Below are 15,678 nucleotides of genomic sequence, written 5' to 3'. Positions count from 1 at the left end.
GCGGCCGCGCGCAGCCCTCACCCAAACCCCAAAGTGCTGCCGCTTGACCATGATCGGCTGCCAATGGATGTTCAGTTATGGCCTACGCAGAAGCATCAGTTGAAACCTTGGATCTGATCCCACCTACTGCCTCCGCCGCTGATGCGATTGGGGCCGCGACACGTTCCCAACTTGAGCACGTTATCGACGCCCACCGACGTGGACTCCGCGTCTACGAGAGCCTTAAAAGCCTAAACGACGTCATCGGAGCCCAATACGGCGATCGAGTGCTCTTCGAACTCCTCCAGAACGCCCACGATGCTCATGATCCTGAAGAAGACGGCCAGATAGCGATTCGCCTGATCGTTGAGGGACCAGAGAGCGGCACGCTATTGGTCGCCAACAAAGGCCGAGCGTTCACAGCCTCTAATCTTGAAGCGATTCGGAATATCGGCACGAGTGACAAGGAGATCGGCGAAGGGATCGGGAACAAGGGCCTGGGTTTCCGAAGCGTTGAGGCGCTGACGGACAGCGTTCACATCTACTCGTCTGGCCCATCGGGTGATACCTCGTGCTTTGACGGCTACTGTTTTCGGTTTGCCACGGTAGCCGAGATCGCAGCTAAACTGCGCGAGCTGGGCGCGACGATGGAAGTCGCCGGGAAACTAGCCACAAGTGTGCCACGTTATCTCGTGCCGATCACAGTGGATGATCAGTCAGACGAAGTCCGCCGTCTTTGCAAAGAAGGGTATGTAACGGTAGTCGCGCTTCCGCTTGGATCCAAAGAGGCAATCGAACTTGCGCGAAAACAGGTGACTAAAGTCCTCGAGTCGTCAGCGCCGGTGCTGCTCTTTCTTGATCGTTTGGTCGTACTCGACGCTGCTGTGATCACCCCCGGCACCCTTATAGAACGGAAGTGTCTCACTCGAAACGTCGAGACGGTCGAAGCTCCGCTACCTCCAAACTATCGGATGGAAAGGGTCACTCTCGACGGTTGCAAAGACTTCTTGGTCGTCCGACAGACTCTGCCTAAAGCCGCGGTCCTTGACGCGGTTAGAGCGAGTATGACTGCCGCTCCTCCTTTGAAACGCTGGTTGAATTGGAAGGGTGACGCGGTAGTGTCGATCGCTGTTCCGCTCGCCGCACCCATGCTTGACGCCCCGAGGCTCTTCAACTTCCTGCCAATGGATGACCATTCCATATCCCCTATGGCCGGACACATCGATGCGCCATTCTTTGCCGACATTGATAGACGCTCGATCAAATCAGATTTGCCCCTCAACAAGCACTTGCTGGAGGCAGCGGCACGCACTGCGGCGCTGGCCGCCCTTACAATCGTCGAGAGCGATATAGACGTGCCGGCAAGCTCTGTCATTGACCTTGCCGCCTGGTCCGGTGGACACATGCACAAAATCGTCGAAGCGTTCGCGGCGCTGAAGCGCCCCTTGTCTGAGGCCGCGATCTGGCCGATTGTCGACGGCGGTCCGCTCCGGTGGGCCAATTTCAACGACCTCTACGCATGGCCGGACGTGCGCACCAATCAAGTCACGCCGCGAAAATTAGCGTCTACTGCCGCCGCCTCGATTTTATTGAACTCCATTGGTGAGGGGCGTCGCGCGCGGGTTCATGCGCTGGCCTCGGCCGTATCGTTGCCCCTCAGACTGACAGAAGATATCCTCCGTTGTTGGGTTCAAGCTATCATCAAGCAAATCGGAGGGAAGGGAAGTCAAGCTGCGCGCCGATGGCGAAACTTCTACGATGATGTGGCACTGCTGTATTCGACAGCGAACATCCCGCTTTCATCCCTTGAAGGTGAAGAGCTTTTCCCCGACAGCAACGGCAAACTTCTGATTGCGACTGCTGAAGGTATGCAGGGTGCTCCTCCAGTGTTTCACCGCATTGGAAGGGAGCGAGGTAAGCGAAATGCAGGCCCGCCAAGCCCGCCGTCTTCCTTGGCCCGAAAGTTTCGCTTCCTCGGCCCATCGATAGAAATCTCAGAGTCGAGTCTGCTCTCGTTCGAGCGCGCGGGTCTGCTCCGGCGCTATGATCCCATTGAGACACTCAACAGTCTCAAGAGCGCGTCAGGATCATCGGCGACTGACATACAACGGCGCGAGACGCTTATCTGGGCATATCGCGTCTGGCAAAATCTGGGCGGAAAAGCCGTTGAGATTGCGCTGCGCGCGGCGAATCTCTCCGTTCCATGTCTCGCTGGTTGGTGCGCTGCCTCGGAAGCGCTGTTATCTGCGTCTTGGACCACGGTAGGCCGTACCCTCGAGGGATTTTTGCACGAAGCGGCACCTCACTCTGCGGATGTAAACGATCAAAAAGGCAAGCTGATCGTTAGCTTTGCTGACTGGCCGCGCGCCTCCGACGATAGGCGCGAGGATTGGCTCCGATTCCTCGCTGTTCTGGGAGTTCGCGACGGACTTCAACCGATAGCGGGTCGGGTACGCCGCGAAGGCACCCCTTCGAACTACTGGAATAACTTTCTCCGCTCGGTGCAAACGAGGCTAGGTCTGGGCGCTCATTGGATATCGCATGCGCGGAAGCTGAACTTCGGCTATCCGCAGACCGAGTATCGCCTAAACGGAGAAGTGTGGCGCCTCCCCGGGCAGATCGAACATGACAAGCTTCCTCTGCCGGCACGGGAAGCGCTCTCGGATCTCATTGTTGGATATCTACGCGATAATGGCGACGCGCATTTCAACTTCAGCATCATGCACTGGCGCGGATTTGAGAAGATCGAACTACCGACCCCGCTGCTGATTTTTTTGCAAGAAGGCCAGTGGCCCATGAGCCTTCTTCGCGACGAAATGGCCTTTGATACCCCCCGACAAAGTTGGTCAACCTCTGCCCTACGTCAGATTCCACCCAGATTTGTACCGCGTTTTTGGGCCGAGCCCGGAAGTCGCTCATCCATTCCACAGGTTCTTTTCGACGAGCGGATAGCGTTGCGCGACTGGTCGGCGCCCCAGTCTGCCCCCGCCCGCCTTGCTTCTCTGGCGGTCGCTCTTCCTGACCTTTCCGCAGCCGAGCGCCGAGACCTTCGTGATCAGCTGAGGCGCGCGTGGAACGATATAGCGGAACACCGGCTGAACCTTCCGCCTGACCTGGAGCTGGTCGTCGAAAGATCCGGCGGCTTGGACCTTCTTCTGGGAAATACGTCGGCGCCGCCTGTGATTCATGTCACTACAGAACGCGAAGGGTTTGCGGCTCGAGCATTGGCAGATAGGGGCGAGCCCGTGCTGGATATCGGTCAAATCGACGGCAAGACGATACGGGACCTTTTGGCAGCGACAGGAGGTTTTGACCCAAGGCCAGCGGATTCCGGGGATGTCCAACTTCTGGTGGACGGTGAGGTGTTTCAGCCCGACCCAAGCGACCCCCACCTCGTGAGTGGTAGCCTTTCCTGGCTGAGTGATGTGGCGATCCTCGCGCACGAGTATCTCGGCGACGCCCTCGAATTGCGCACGCTGCCAGCCGATGAGATCGACCGTCGCATCAGGCAAATCAGACTTCGTCGCTGCGGGCATTTCTCGCTTATCATTGATGATCTTGAGGTTGCGGCGCAGGGTGGCGATCGCATCCAAGCGGTGCCTCATCCGCGCACGCCGACGCTGCTGGTGAGCAGGCAGGGTGAGATAAACCTCGATCTCCTACTCGACGCCGCGCCCGCGATTACCAAGCTCCTCGGCTCTCGCCGCAATACGTTGGAACCCGTGCTAGGCCGGCTGCTACGCGAAGGATACTCGGACGCATCGACAAGCCCGAGCGAAGACATGCTGGCGCGCGCAATTCGGCGGGATATCAGCGTCGTACGGGACCATTTCGCCGCAGCTCGCTGTGGTGTCGAGCGGCAGGTGCGCACGATCCTACCCATCATCGCAATTCTGCAGGGTACTGCGGCTGCGCAAAGGTTGTCGGAGCGACACGAACGGCAGGGACCGACATTCAAGCTTCGAGATTGGCTCGTCCAAGCGCTTGGCGCTGACGTCGCCGACAGAGCACTTTCTGCGATTGAGGACACGGAGGATCAGGCCGTTATACGCCGTCGGATGGGTTTTGACTTTAAAGAATACGGCCAAGCCCTAGCTGCTTTGGGGTACCTGCCCCTCAACAGCGAAGCCGATTTCCGACGGTTGTTCGCGGTGTTCATGGTGGAGCTCAGGCCAGCACTTGTCGATCGCGTTCGTCGGCGGTTCACAGCTTATTGGCGCGAAGGGCGAAAGCTCCATGAGTATGTAGCTCTCCGGACGCTTGATTTCATCCAGTTCGATTCGGCCTGGCCGATGGAGAACGAGACGATAGACCGGGAATTCGTGGAGGCCTTCGCGATTTCCTGCGCTGATGACCGTCTCGGTCCCGACGATATTTCGATTGCGCTGCCGGATTTGGAGGCAGTTGTTTCTGCTAATCGGAGGATTATCGTTTCGAACTTCGCGCGCCTCGCAAGCGTGATACGCGCATGGTGCCGCAAAGAGGGTCGCGATCGACCCCTGTTGATGAATACAGGGGATCCACAGCCACTCGTGCGAGCGCTCCATGATCGTGGGCTTACCGATTTTGAAATCATTAACGTCAAATCGCTGCCTTCATTATTCCAAACGGTCGAAGCGTGGCCGATCGATATGCCGGAATCGGACGATATCGGGGAGCTCGGTCTGACTGAGTCAGACCTCAATCATGAGGAGCGGGAAGCGCGTGATGCACGGCGTCAGGCTGAAGTCGCAAAGCGCACGATCGAATTTAGCGGAACGAAGCTGGATGCGAGCGGGGAGGACTTCGCCGCCGTATTCGAGCGGCTCGCCGATGCTGCGCTTGCCAAGGACACAGGTTGGTTTAATCGCAGCCGCCCGCCCCGGCTTGCTATTCAACAGCAACTGACCAGCGAGCGCCGGGGGGCTGGCACAGGTGGAGGTGGCGGGACTGATTGGCGCAATCAGCCGCCCGAATCCGTGCGAAAAGCCATGGGGATCGCGAGTGAATGGTTGGCCCGGGAGTATCTTCGGCGCCGACATCCAAGGGAGATGACTGACGAGTGCTGGGTCTCCTCGAACCGCGCCGCATTCTGTACTGGAGGCGAAGGCAACGACAGCCTCGGATTTGACTTTCGGGTCGAAACCGCTCGACACGAATATCTCTATGAAGTCAAATCAGCACTTGACCAAGGTGGCGAATTCGAGTTGAGCGCGCGAGAACTAGAGATTGCCGGAAGCGCTAGCCTCGAAAGGAAACGCCGTTATCGCATTCTCTATGTGCCCTTCGTATTCGAGCCGTCGCGCTGGCGGGTTTTGCCTCTGAGCAACCCGGCAAGTCCGGAGACGAGGAACAGGTTCCGAGTGGTGCGAAGTGGATCAGTTCGATATTGCTTCGAAACCTAGCAATAACTTCCGGAGATGTGCCGACCTCACCAACAGGCTAGCGCAGCTCAGGCACGGGCGTAAAGATGGAAGCGGACTCCGACTGCATCACGCTCGAATGTTTGCCTTTGGCTCAAATCGCGGTCGTGGTCTGAAGATCAGCCATGATGTCTATCATACGACATCAGCGGTGATACGGAAAAATGATGCGGAGAACTGTTCCGGTCGCTCTAGTCCTCGACCCCATAAACCTTTGAAAAATAAATAAGATGATGGTGTGGCTGGGGAACCTGGATTCGAACCAAGATCGACGGAGTCAGAGTCCGCTGTTCTACCATTGAACTATTCCCCAGCAGAAGCGGCCGGTGAAGCGGCTCGGCTGGTGTGCGGCGCTTATAAACAAAAGCGGACGGATTGCAAATACCGATTTCGAAAAAATTGAGCGCCCGAACAGGCTTTCGAAGCCCGGCTTCGCCGGGCACCAAAAAGGCGAGGATCGAAGGCTATGCGATAGCCGGCAAAAAGCCGTTGGCGAAAGCGCATCATGCTGTTATCTTTGCGCCAACGAAACAATCAGACGCCAGCGGCATACCTTTTTGAGGCTTTGCGCGGCAAGATGGACTTAAACAGTGATGGACCCCGATAGCGGCGCAAAGCCGCCGGAAGGCGGGGCGTCGGCGGCAGCGCATGGAGAGGGGCGATCCTCCCGGCGCAAGAAGGCGAAGCGGGGCGGCAAACGCCGTAACGCGGCGTCGCTCGGTCATTTGGACTCGGTCGATTCGGCCGCGTCTGCCGGACGTCCCCATACCCAGGAAACAGGCCCGCCAGCGCGCAAGCGCAAGCGTCGGCGCGCAAAATCCGGCGGTTCTCAGGAGGCGTCGCATGCCTCCGGATTTCCGGTATCGGGAGAGCGTGCCCACGGCCAGAACGAAGCCCAGCCGCCTTCCGGCAAATCCCGCAACCGGCGCAAGAAGAATCGTGGTGGTCGTGGCCCGCAAGGGCGCCCGCTTGCCCCCGCAAAGGCGGTCCCAAATGCCGTAAGGATGCCGGCGCCTGCCGCAACGGCGCCGACACAAGCCAGGGATATGCGAGGCAGGGCAGGGAGTGAGGCGTCCGCGCCGGATACGCAGGGCGACAGGCCCATCTATGTCAACGATCTCTATGCTGCGCTGGATCTCGGCACCAACAATTGCCGCCTTCTGATCGCCCAGCCGACACGGCCCGGCCAGTTCCGGGTGGTGGATGCCTTTTCGCGCATCGTTCGCCTGGGTGAGGGGCTTGCAGCGAGCCGAAGGCTGTCGCTGGAGGCTATGGATCGGGCAGTCGAGGCCTTGCGCATCTGCGCTGCCAAGCTTGCCAACAAGCCGGTACGCCGGATGCGGCTGATCGCCACCGAGGCTTGCCGCTCTGCCGTGAATGGCGAGGAGTTTCTCGCCCGGGTGACGGTGGAAACAGGGCTGGAGCTGGAAATCATCGATCGGGAAACGGAGGCCCGGCTTGCGGTTTCCGGCTGCTCGTCGCTGGTCGGCCGCGAAGCGCGCTCGGTCGTGCTCTTCGATATCGGCGGCGGCTCGTCGGAGATCGCCGTCATCCGCATCGGCAACAACCGTTCGAGCCGGCTCGCCAACCACATCACCCATTGGACATCCCTGCCGGTAGGCGTTGTTACCCTGTCGGAACGTCACGGGGGGCGGGATGTGACGCCGGAAGTCTTTTCGGCCATGGTGGCGGAAGTCGAAGGCATGCTGGCGAGTTTCGATTGCCCGCCGCTCGGTCCGGTTTACCGTCCGGGCGCTGAAGATTTCCACCTGATCGGTACGTCAGGCACGGTGACCACACTCGCAGGCGTGCATCTCGATCTGCCGCGCTATGATCGCCGCAAGGTCGACGGATTGTGGCTGACCGATGCGGAAGTGACCGCAATGCAGGCAAAGCTTCTTTCCTGGGATTTCGCCGGCCGGGCGGCCAACCCGTGCATCGGACCGGATCGCGCCGATCTGGTGCTCGCCGGTTGTGCCATCCTCGAGGCGATCCGGCGCCGCTGGCCAAGCCCGCGCATGCGGGTGGCCGATCGCGGCCTGCGCGAGGGATTGTTGACGGATATGATGGCGGATGACGGCGTCTGGCGTCGCGTACGGCCGCGCAGGCCGGGTATCGGCGGACATGAGGAAGCGGGGGCGAGGCGATGACGAAACCACCCTCCAAATCTCCCGGCGCCGGCAATCGCACCGGCCGTAAACTCGGCCAGAAGGTCAAAAAGGGCAAGCTCAAGGCTTCCTCCCGCCGCTGGATCGAGCGCCACATCAACGATCCTTACGTCCAGCGCGCCAAGCTGGAAGGTTATCGCGCCCGTGCGGCCTTCAAGCTGCTGGAGATCGACGAGAAGCATCACATCCTGAAGGGTGCTCGCCGGATCATCGATCTCGGAGCCGCTCCCGGAAGCTGGTCGCAGATCGCGGCAAAGGTCACCAATTCGACGGACGAGGATATCCGCGTTGCGGCGATCGATTTCCTGGAAATGGCGCCTCTGCCGGGCGTGAAGATCCTGCAGCTCGATTTTCTCGATCCCGAGGCGCCGCGGCTTCTGGTGGAAGCAATCGGCGGCACGCCGGACGTCGTCATCTCCGATATGGCAGCGCCCACGACCGGCCACCAGAGGACGGACCATCTTCGCACCATGTATCTCTGCGAAGTGGCTGCGCATTTTGCGGTCGAGGTGTTGGGCGAGGGTGGCCATTTTCTGGCAAAAACCTTCCAGGGCGGCACGGAGCGCGAACTGCTCGACATGCTGAAGCGGAATTTCAGGCAGGTCATCCATGTGAAGCCCGCCGCCTCGCGCGCTGAATCGGTGGAAATGTTCCTGCTTGCCAAGCATTTCAAAGGTCGCAAAGCGGAAGACGCCGGCGCAGACGACCAAGCCTGATTTATTCGCCCGCTTCCGGTTGCATCCTTCCGGCGCGATGGCCGGAAACGGCCGCGCCCGTCATCGGATCGAGCCTGAGCAGCGGGCCGATCGAGAGAAGCGAAAGGGCGGCCACCAGGAAGAAGGCGAGGTGGAAATCGGCAAGCTGGAGATGCGCTCCCGAAACGGCCGCCGACGCTTCGAGGATGAAGGCCGCAAAGGCGACGCCGAGCGCGAGGCTGATCTGCTGGAGCACCGAGGCGATCGACGTCGCCTGGCTTGCCTGCTCGTCGCTGATCTCCGAATAGCTGAGCGCGTTCGAACCGGTGAAGAAGAACGAACGGCAGAAGCCCGACATCAGCAGGAAGGCGACGATGAGGGCATGCGACGTCTCCGGCGTGAAAAAGCCGTTGGCGGCGGTCGTGGCGGCGCCGAGAATGCCCGAAACAATCAACGTCACCTTGAAGCCCGTGAGTGCGAAGACGCGGCGGGCGACGAATTTCACCATCAGCGCTCCAAGAGCCCCTGCGAAGGTGATGAGGCCGGATTGGAAGGGGTTGAGGCCAAAGCCGAGCTGCAGCATCAGCGGCATCAGGAAAGGAATGGCGCCAGTCGAGATGCGGAACAGGGTGCCGCTGGTGCTTGCCGCACGGAAGGCTTCATTCTGGAAGAGCCTGAAGTTGAGGATCGGTGCCGGATGGTTTCGCGCGTAAGCGAAATAGGCGATGCCGGCGGCGAGCCCGATGGCCGTGGCTGAGATGCCGACAGCGGGAGGCAGTGCCGGCAGGCTGATGACGGAGAGCCCGAAGACGGTGCCTGCCGCGGTGATCGAGGTGAGCAGAAAGCCCCGCCAGTCGATCGATGGCGGATTGGTGGCCTCCACGTCCGGCAGGAAGATGGTGGAAAGGTATATGCCGAGAAGGCCGACGGGCACGTTGATCAGGAAGATCCAGTGCCAGGTGAAATAGGTGGTGATGAAGCCGCCGATCGGCGGGCCGGTGAGCGGTCCGATGAGCGCGGGAATGGTCAGCAATGCCATGGCAGAGACGAGTTCGCTGCGCTTGGTCGTGCGCAGCAGCACGAGCCGGCCCACCGGCGTCATCATCGCGCCGCCCATGCCCTGCAGGAAGCGCGACAGCACGAATTCGATCAGCGAGGATGAAACCGCGCAGAAGATCGAGCCTATGACGAAGACCAGGATCGCCAGCCGGAAGATTTTCTTCGCACCGAAGCGGTCGGCCATCCAGCCGCTGATCGGGATGAACATGGCGAGTGCCACCATGTAGGAGGTCAGGGCCAGTTTGAGCGTGATCGGTCCGACATTGAGGTCGGCGGCGATTGCTGGAAGCGCCGTCGCGATGACGGTCGAGTCCATCTGCTCCATGAAGAGGGCGACGGCAAGGATAAGCGGGATGATACGGTTCATGAGGGGCCAGCGGTCAGCGCAACGGCCTCCCTGTAAACCTGTTGATCCCTTCTGCCAATTGCAGAATCTCACCTTTTGCCATTTTGTGTCACGTCTGCGTGAGATCGGATTTCCCTGTCGCAGACGGCGGTTATGTTCTTCCCCATCCGCGGATTCGGGGCGGGTTCTGCGATGGCACAAGAGGGAACAAGATCATGACGTCTTTTGAAATCGGCAGGCGTGCGCTGCTTGGCACCGCCGGCCTGGGAATTATCGCTTCCCCCGCGATCATCAGGAGCCATGTTTTCGCGCAGGAGAACAAACCGCTGGAGATCGATCGCGTAACGCCTCCGGACATTCACCAGTTCAAGGTCGGCGGCTTTCAGGTTCTGGTGGTCAAGGATGGCGCCCGTCCCTCCGGCAATCCGGGCGAAACCTTCGGCACCGACCAGTCGCCGGAAACTGTGGGCGAACTGCTTACGCAGAACTTCCTGCCGACGGACCAGTTCGTGAACAGCTTCTCCCCGACGCTGATCGATACCGGCAGCGATGTCATCCTATTCGACACCGGTCTCGGCAAGGCGGCCCGCGCCCAGGGCGGCGGGCGCCTGGTGGAGGGGCTTGCGGCTGCCGGATACATGCCGGAAGACATCTCGATCGTCGTCATCACCCATATGCATGGCGACCATATCGGCGGCATCATGGAGGACGGCAAGCCGGCCTTTCCGAAGGCACGCTATGTTACCGGTCAGGCGGAATACGATTTCTGGACCGATACGGCTCGCGCCGGCACGCCCGCCGAGGGCAATCACAAGGCTGTACTTTCCAATGTGAAGCCTCATGCGGACAAGATGACCTTTCTGCAGGACGGTGGGGAAGTCGTCTCCGGAATTACGGCCTTGTTGGCGCCCGGGCACACGCCGGGTCATCTGATCTTCAACATCGAGTCGGAAGGCAGGCGTTTGGTTCTGACGGCCGATACGGCCAATCATTACATTCTGTCGCTCGAACGTCCCGATTGGGAAGTGCGTTTCGATATGGACAAGGCAGAGGCGGCGGCTTCTCGAAAGAAGGTCTTCGATATGGTGGCCACCGACAAGGTAGCCTTCCTCGGCTATCATATGCCGTTCCCCGCGGCGGGCTTCGTCGAGAAACAGGAGACCGGCTACCGTTTCGTGCCGAAGAGCTATCAGTTCGATATTTGACCGGGAATCTGCTTTGGATGATCTTTCTCCCGCATCCCCGGTGTGGGGGAATATTTTGTTACGAAATCGTAGGATTATTAGATTTTTGTAATGTTGATCTAGGTCAAGCGGAAGTTTTTGTACCCACGGCAGTCTTTCCTCGCCAACTCAGGAGAAATACTGTCATGCAATACATTCCCGCCATTATCGCAAGCCTTGCCCTGGCATTCGCTTCACCCGGTCCCACGCTCGCGGCTGCAACGCTGGACAAGGCCGCTTCGCAGGCTCTGAGCCGCGCGCTCTCCGACGAATATCATGCGGAAGCATTTTATGAAGCGGTCATGGCCAGATTCGGAAGCATCCGGCCGTTTGCCAACATTGTCGAATCGGAAAGGACGCATTCGGCGATGCTTTCCGACCTGATGCGCATTTATGGTCTGGACGTGCCGCGAAACGATCAGTTGAATTCCGCTGCCATCAAGGCTCAGGTCCCGGCCACATTGGCGGAAGCCTGTCGCATGGGCGTGGAGGCGGAGATCGCCAATCGCGATCTCTATCAAAAAGAGCTTCTGCCGGCGGTTTCGTCCTACGCCGATATCACAGTCGTATTCGAGCGTCTGAGCGCTGCTTCGCAGAACAACCACCTTCCTGCTTTCGAGCGTTGCGCTTCACGCAAATGACATCCGCCCCTTGGTGATGAATGACGCGGCGATGAAATTATGCCGGTGTCGGCATTTTTGCCCTCACCGGCTGTTCCCATCGCCACCAAGACGTGGTACGAGCCCTCGCCAACTTCCCATCCGTGAGGATCGCTTCCGGCCACTCCCCCGCCGGGACGATTTTCTATTAACTGAAGGAAATTGGTTATGGCACGCATCATCGAAACAGCCACCGGCGCGGACGCGCTCACCTTTGACGACGTGCTGCTGCAGCCCGGCCATTCCGAGGTGATGCCGGGGCAGACCAACATCTCCACGACCATCGCCCAGGATATCGATCTCAACCTGCCGATCCTGTCGGCGGCCATGGATACGGTAACCGAGAGCCGGTTGGCAATCGCCATGGCGCAGGCAGGCGGCATCGGCGTCATCCACCGCAACCTGACCCCCATCGAACAAGCCGAGGAAGTCCGGCAGGTCAAGAAGTTCGAAAGCGGCATGGTCGTCAATCCCGTGACGATCGGCCCGGATGCGACGCTTGCCGAGGCGCTTTCGCTCATGAAGGCGCATGGCATTTCCGGCATTCCGGTGGTCGAGAACGGTGGCTCCGGCGGCCACACGGCGGGTCGGCTCGTCGGCATCCTAACCAACCGCGACGTCCGCTTCGCCTCCGATCCCACCCAGCGCATCTACGAACTGATGACCCGCGAAAACCTCATCACGGTCAAGGAAAGCAGCGTCGATCAGACGGAAGCCAAGCGCCTGCTGCACAAGCACCGCATCGAAAAACTGCTGGTCGTCGACGGCGAGGGCCGCTGCGTCGGCCTCATCACCGTCAAGGATATCGAGAAGTCGCAGCTCAATCCGAATGCCTCGAAGGACGCGCAGGGACGCCTCCGCGCGGCCGCCGCGATCAGCGTTGGCGATGACGGTTACGAGCGCGCCGAGCGGCTGATCGAGGCGGGCGTCGATCTTCTCGTGGTCGATACGGCCCATGGTCATTCCCAGCGCGTGCTTGATGCCGTCACCCGCGTCAAGACGCTCTCCAATTCGGTGCGCATCATGGCCGGCAACGTCGCCACCGCGGATGGTACCAAGGCATTGATCGATGCTGGCGCGGATGCGGTGAAGGTCGGCATCGGGCCGGGATCGATCTGCACGACCCGCATCGTCGCGGGCGTCGGTGTGCCGCAGCTTGCCGCGATCATGGCCGCCGTCGAAGCGGCCCGTGAGCGGAACATCCCGGTCATCGCCGATGGCGGCATCAAGTTCTCCGGCGATATGGCCAAGGCGATCGCCGCCGGTGCCTCGGCCGTGATGGTCGGTTCGCTGCTGGCCGGCACCGACGAAAGCCCCGGCGAAGTCTATCTCTACCAGGGGCGGTCCTTCAAATCCTATCGAGGCATGGGTTCGGTCGGCGCCATGGCGCGCGGCTCGGCCGATCGTTATTTTCAGGCGGAAGTCCGCGACACGCTGAAACTCGTGCCGGAAGGCATCGAGGGCCAGGTGCCCTACAAGGGCCCGGTTTCCGGCGTGCTGCACCAGCTCGGCGGCGGCCTGAAGGCGGCTATGGGTTATGTCGGCGGCGCCACGATCAAGGAATTCCAGGAGCGAGCCACCTTCGTGCGTATTTCAGGGGCCGGCCTGCGCGAAAGCCATGCCCATGACGTGACGATCACCCGCGAGAGCCCGAATTATCCCGGCGCCGGCGTGTAAATTCTGGCCGAAGGGGCTGAAGACGAATGGCGCCCAACTGGCGCCATTCTCTTTTAGAGGGTGTCATTGTGTCTCCCGCAGACGAACTGTATTGCTTCTACCGGATGATCCGGAGGACTGATGCTTTCCACCAATGCCACCCTCTGGCCGATGATCGCGCATGCCGCGCTGGTATTCTTTCTTTATTGGCTCTTGTCGAGGAAACGCGACGAAGCGGTAAAGGCAGGCAGCGCCGAGGCAGGGCAGTTTCGGGAGAACCGCCAGGAACCGCCTGAAAGTCTGCTGGTTCATAACAACCTCAAGAACCAGTTCGAACTGCCGGTCCTGTTTCACGGCGCCTGCCTCGCTCTCTACGCCTCGACCGCAGACAATTGGGGCACCGTCGCCCTCTCCTGGATCTTCGTTCTTTCCCGTTATGTCCATTCCTATGTACATCTCACCAGCAACCGGCTGCGCTATCGCCGTCCGCTGTTTATCGCCGGTTTCTTCTCCTTGCTGGCGATGTGGATTTGGCTCGCCGTCTGGCTGGCTCTGAACTGACAGAGCGGAAGAAGGCCAGTTGCGATCAACTTGTGCTCACGAACAAGTGTAGCCTATCCTGCGAAAATCACAGGGTTTTTCATCTGAAAGCCAGTCGACTGGCGTTAGCTTTCCTCCGAGCGATCGCTAGGAGGAAAGCGCTATGGACAACGAAGTTCCGAAGATCACCCAGGCGATGATCAACGCCTATGATGAGTATACCCATCTCACCCTTGACCGTCGCCGCTTCATGGAGAAGCTGACGCAGCTTGCCGGTTCAGGTGCGGCCGCGGCGGCGATTGCGCCGATGCTTGCCGCCAACAGCGCCAGGGCGGATATTATTCCTGCCGATGACGAGCGGTTGACGGCCGAGGAGGTCACCTATCCGGGCGCCGGCGGCGCGACGATGAAGGCCTATCTCGTGCGCCCGAAGAATGCTTCCGGATCATTGGGCGGGGTGATTGTCATTCACGAGAACCGCGGCCTCAACAACCATATCAGGGACGTCGCACGCCGCATGGCGCTTGAGGGTTTCAACGCGCTGGCCGTCGATTTCCTGTCGCCGCAGGGCGGCACGCCGGCCGACGAGGATCAGGCGCGCCAGATGTTCTCGTCGCTTGACGCCGACGGGGTTGCGGCCAATGGCGAGGCAAGCCGCGTCTATCTCGCCGGCATCAGCGGCGCGAACGGCAAGGTCGGTGCCGTCGGCTTCTGCTGGGGTGGTGGAGCCGTCAATAATCTTGCCGTGAAGTCGCCGAACCTCAACGCCGGTGTTGCCTACTACGGATCGCAGCCGAAAGCAGAAGACGTGCCGGCGATCAAGGCGCCGCTCATGCTGCACTATGGTGGGCTCGACGAACGCATCAACGCAGGCATTCCCGCCTTCCGGGAGGCGTTGGAGAAGGGCGGAAAAACCTTCGAGATCTTCGTCTATGAGGGCGCCAACCATGCCTTCAACAACGACACGTCATCGGCCCGCTATGACAAGGCGGCCGCGGACCTGGCCTGGAGCCGCACGGTGGACTTCTTCAAGAAATACCTGGCTTGACACCCCCTGCAGGAGCGCAGAGCGTTACCGCCTGTCCCAGAGCGGCCATGTCCTCGGCACGGCCGCTCGATTTCCGCCATATGAGCCCGATCTCGCGGCAGGGCGCGGGGTCGGCGAATGGCACGATCCTGAGATCGTTGCGTGTCGTCTCCGTGGGGATCGCCATTTCCGGGATCAGCGTCATGCCCATGTCGTGCGATACCATCTGAAGCAGTGTTGCCATGGAGGTTGCGCCGAAATTGACAAGGCTGCGTTTTCCCGCCGTACCACAGACGGCGAGCGCCTGGTCGCGCAGGCAATGGCCCTCTTCCAGCAGCAGAAGCCGTTCCGTATCCACTTGGTTTTCGGTGAGCGGCGACATCAGGACTTCGCGGTCATTGTTCGTCATGGCCATGAAGAAGCGGTCGGAGAACAGCGGCCTTGTTTCGACATTCTCGGCGTCGATCGGCAGAGCGGCAATGACCGCATCCAGCCGTCCATCGATGAGATCGGAAACCAGGCGGTCGGTGATCGCCTCCTTGAGTTCGATCTCGATGCCCGGATAGCTTTCCCTGAGATACGGCACCAGTCGAGGCACGAGATAGGGCGCAACCGTGGGGATGATGCCGATCCGCACCAGCCCGTCGAGAATGCCGCCGCTGTCGCGTGCCGCTTCCTCCAGCCGCTCCACCTCCGTCAATATCGTGCGAATGCGCTGGAGTACCTCCATTCCCTTGCGGGTGAGGAGCACGCCCGAGCGGCTACGCTCGACGAGCTTGCTGCCGAGATGCTCCTCCATTTCCATGATCTGGGTTGAAAGAGCCGGCTGGCTCACATGCACTTGCGCCGCCGCTCTGCCGAAATGCCGGGTGGAGGCGAGCGCATCGAAATAACGCATCTGGCGGAGAGTGAGCACGATAACTT

At 60.3% G+C, this 15,678-nt stretch carries 10 protein-coding genes and 1 tRNA gene; 8 read left to right on the top strand and 3 right to left on the bottom strand.

Going from position 1 to position 15,678, the window contains the following annotated elements; genetic code table 11:
* The first annotated feature begins 77 nt into the window (after positions 1 to 77).
* Positions 78 to 5,363, top strand: coding sequence for a sacsin N-terminal ATP-binding-like domain-containing protein (locus ABK249_RS01470; protein WP_348861999.1), 5,286 nt, complete (start codon positions 78 to 80; stop codon positions 5,361 to 5,363).
* A 257-nt stretch (positions 5,364 to 5,620) separates the two neighbouring features.
* On the opposite strand, the gene ABK249_RS01465 is transcribed toward ABK249_RS01470, so the two are convergent.
* Positions 5,621 to 5,694: transfer RNA gene (locus tag ABK249_RS01465), tRNA-Gln, on the bottom strand.
* A 280-nt stretch (positions 5,695 to 5,974) separates the two neighbouring features.
* Between ABK249_RS01465 and ABK249_RS01460 the strand changes: the two genes are divergently transcribed.
* Together ABK249_RS01460 and ABK249_RS01455 are read left to right on the top strand one after the other, a co-directional pair.
* Positions 5,975 to 7,531 carry a Ppx/GppA phosphatase family protein gene (locus ABK249_RS01460; protein ID WP_415926420.1) on the top strand — a complete coding sequence of 519 codons (1,557 nt, stop codon included), beginning with the start codon at positions 5,975 to 5,977 and terminating at the stop codon, positions 7,529 to 7,531.
* Positions 7,528 to 8,265 carry an RlmE family RNA methyltransferase gene (locus tag ABK249_RS01455; protein WP_348861997.1) on the top strand — a complete coding sequence of 246 codons (738 nt, stop codon included), beginning with the start codon at positions 7,528 to 7,530 and terminating at the stop codon, positions 8,263 to 8,265. The genes ABK249_RS01460 and ABK249_RS01455 overlap by 4 nt, the downstream gene beginning before the upstream one ends.
* Position 8,266: 1 nt before the next feature.
* On the opposite strand, the gene ABK249_RS01450 is transcribed toward ABK249_RS01455, so the two are convergent.
* Positions 8,267 to 9,670: an MFS transporter gene (locus tag ABK249_RS01450; protein WP_348861996.1), complete on the bottom strand. Its 1,404-nt coding sequence runs from the start codon at positions 9,668 to 9,670 to the stop codon at positions 8,267 to 8,269.
* Between the two features lie 194 nt (positions 9,671 to 9,864).
* On the opposite strand from ABK249_RS01450, the gene ABK249_RS01445 reads away from it, so the two are divergent.
* The 5 genes from ABK249_RS01445 (at position 9,865) to ABK249_RS01425 (ending at position 14,775) form a co-directional block, all read left to right on the top strand.
* Positions 9,865 to 10,854: an MBL fold metallo-hydrolase gene (locus tag ABK249_RS01445; protein WP_348861995.1), complete on the top strand. Its 990-nt coding sequence runs from the start codon at positions 9,865 to 9,867 to the stop codon at positions 10,852 to 10,854.
* 17 nt (positions 10,855 to 10,871) lie between these two features.
* Positions 10,872 to 11,513 carry a ferritin-like domain-containing protein gene (locus ABK249_RS01440; protein ID WP_348861994.1) on the top strand — a complete coding sequence of 214 codons (642 nt, stop codon included), beginning with the start codon at positions 10,872 to 10,874 and terminating at the stop codon, positions 11,511 to 11,513.
* Positions 11,514 to 11,699: 186 nt separating this feature from the next.
* On the top strand, positions 11,700 to 13,208 hold the full coding sequence (gene guaB / locus ABK249_RS01435; RefSeq protein ID WP_037158489.1) for an IMP dehydrogenase: 1,509 nt from the start codon (positions 11,700 to 11,702) through the stop codon (positions 13,206 to 13,208).
* A 120-nt stretch (positions 13,209 to 13,328) separates the two neighbouring features.
* Positions 13,329 to 13,748, top strand: coding sequence for an MAPEG family protein (locus tag ABK249_RS01430; RefSeq protein WP_348861993.1), 420 nt, complete (start codon positions 13,329 to 13,331; stop codon positions 13,746 to 13,748).
* A gap of 142 nt (positions 13,749 to 13,890) precedes the next feature.
* Complete coding sequence (locus ABK249_RS01425) at positions 13,891 to 14,775, top strand: dienelactone hydrolase family protein (RefSeq protein ID WP_227701990.1); 885 nt, start codon at positions 13,891 to 13,893, stop codon at positions 14,773 to 14,775.
* On the opposite strand, the gene ABK249_RS01420 is transcribed toward ABK249_RS01425, so the two are convergent.
* On the bottom strand, positions 14,756 to 15,670 hold the full coding sequence (locus ABK249_RS01420; RefSeq protein ID WP_037158483.1) for a hydrogen peroxide-inducible genes activator: 915 nt from the start codon (positions 15,668 to 15,670) through the stop codon (positions 14,756 to 14,758). The two genes, ABK249_RS01425 and ABK249_RS01420, sit on opposite strands and share 20 nt — an antisense overlap.
* Positions 15,671 to 15,678 lie beyond the last annotated feature (8 nt).

Origin of the sequence: Neorhizobium phenanthreniclasticum (assembly GCF_040066075.1) — a bacterium.
Taxonomy (GTDB): domain Bacteria; phylum Pseudomonadota; class Alphaproteobacteria; order Rhizobiales; family Rhizobiaceae; genus Neorhizobium; species Neorhizobium petrolearium.
Note: the sequence above shows the minus strand (reverse complement) of the source record. Positions and strands in the feature narration are given on the sequence as shown.

Bases quoted from the DNA above. Each gene is read 5' to 3' on its own strand.
- ABK249_RS01470 (WP_348861999.1), top strand. From the start codon at position 78: ATGGCCTACGCAGAAGCATCAGTTGAAACCTTGGATCTGATCCCACCT.
- guaB (WP_037158489.1), top strand. From the start codon at position 11,700: ATGGCACGCATCATCGAAACAGCCACCGGCGCGGACGCGCTCACCTTT.
- ABK249_RS01440 (WP_348861994.1), top strand. From the start codon at position 10,872: ATGATCTTTCTCCCGCATCCCCGGTGTGGGGGAATATTTTGTTACGAA.
- ABK249_RS01430 (WP_348861993.1), top strand. From the start codon at position 13,329: ATGCTTTCCACCAATGCCACCCTCTGGCCGATGATCGCGCATGCCGCG.
- ABK249_RS01445 (WP_348861995.1), top strand. From the start codon at position 9,865: ATGACGTCTTTTGAAATCGGCAGGCGTGCGCTGCTTGGCACCGCCGGC.
- ABK249_RS01460 (WP_415926420.1), top strand. From the start codon at position 5,975: ATGGACCCCGATAGCGGCGCAAAGCCGCCGGAAGGCGGGGCGTCGGCG.
- ABK249_RS01455 (WP_348861997.1), top strand. From the start codon at position 7,528: ATGACGAAACCACCCTCCAAATCTCCCGGCGCCGGCAATCGCACCGGC.
- ABK249_RS01425 (WP_227701990.1), top strand. From the start codon at position 13,891: ATGGACAACGAAGTTCCGAAGATCACCCAGGCGATGATCAACGCCTAT.
- ABK249_RS01450 (WP_348861996.1), bottom strand. From the start codon at position 9,670: ATGAACCGTATCATCCCGCTTATCCTTGCCGTCGCCCTCTTCATGGAG.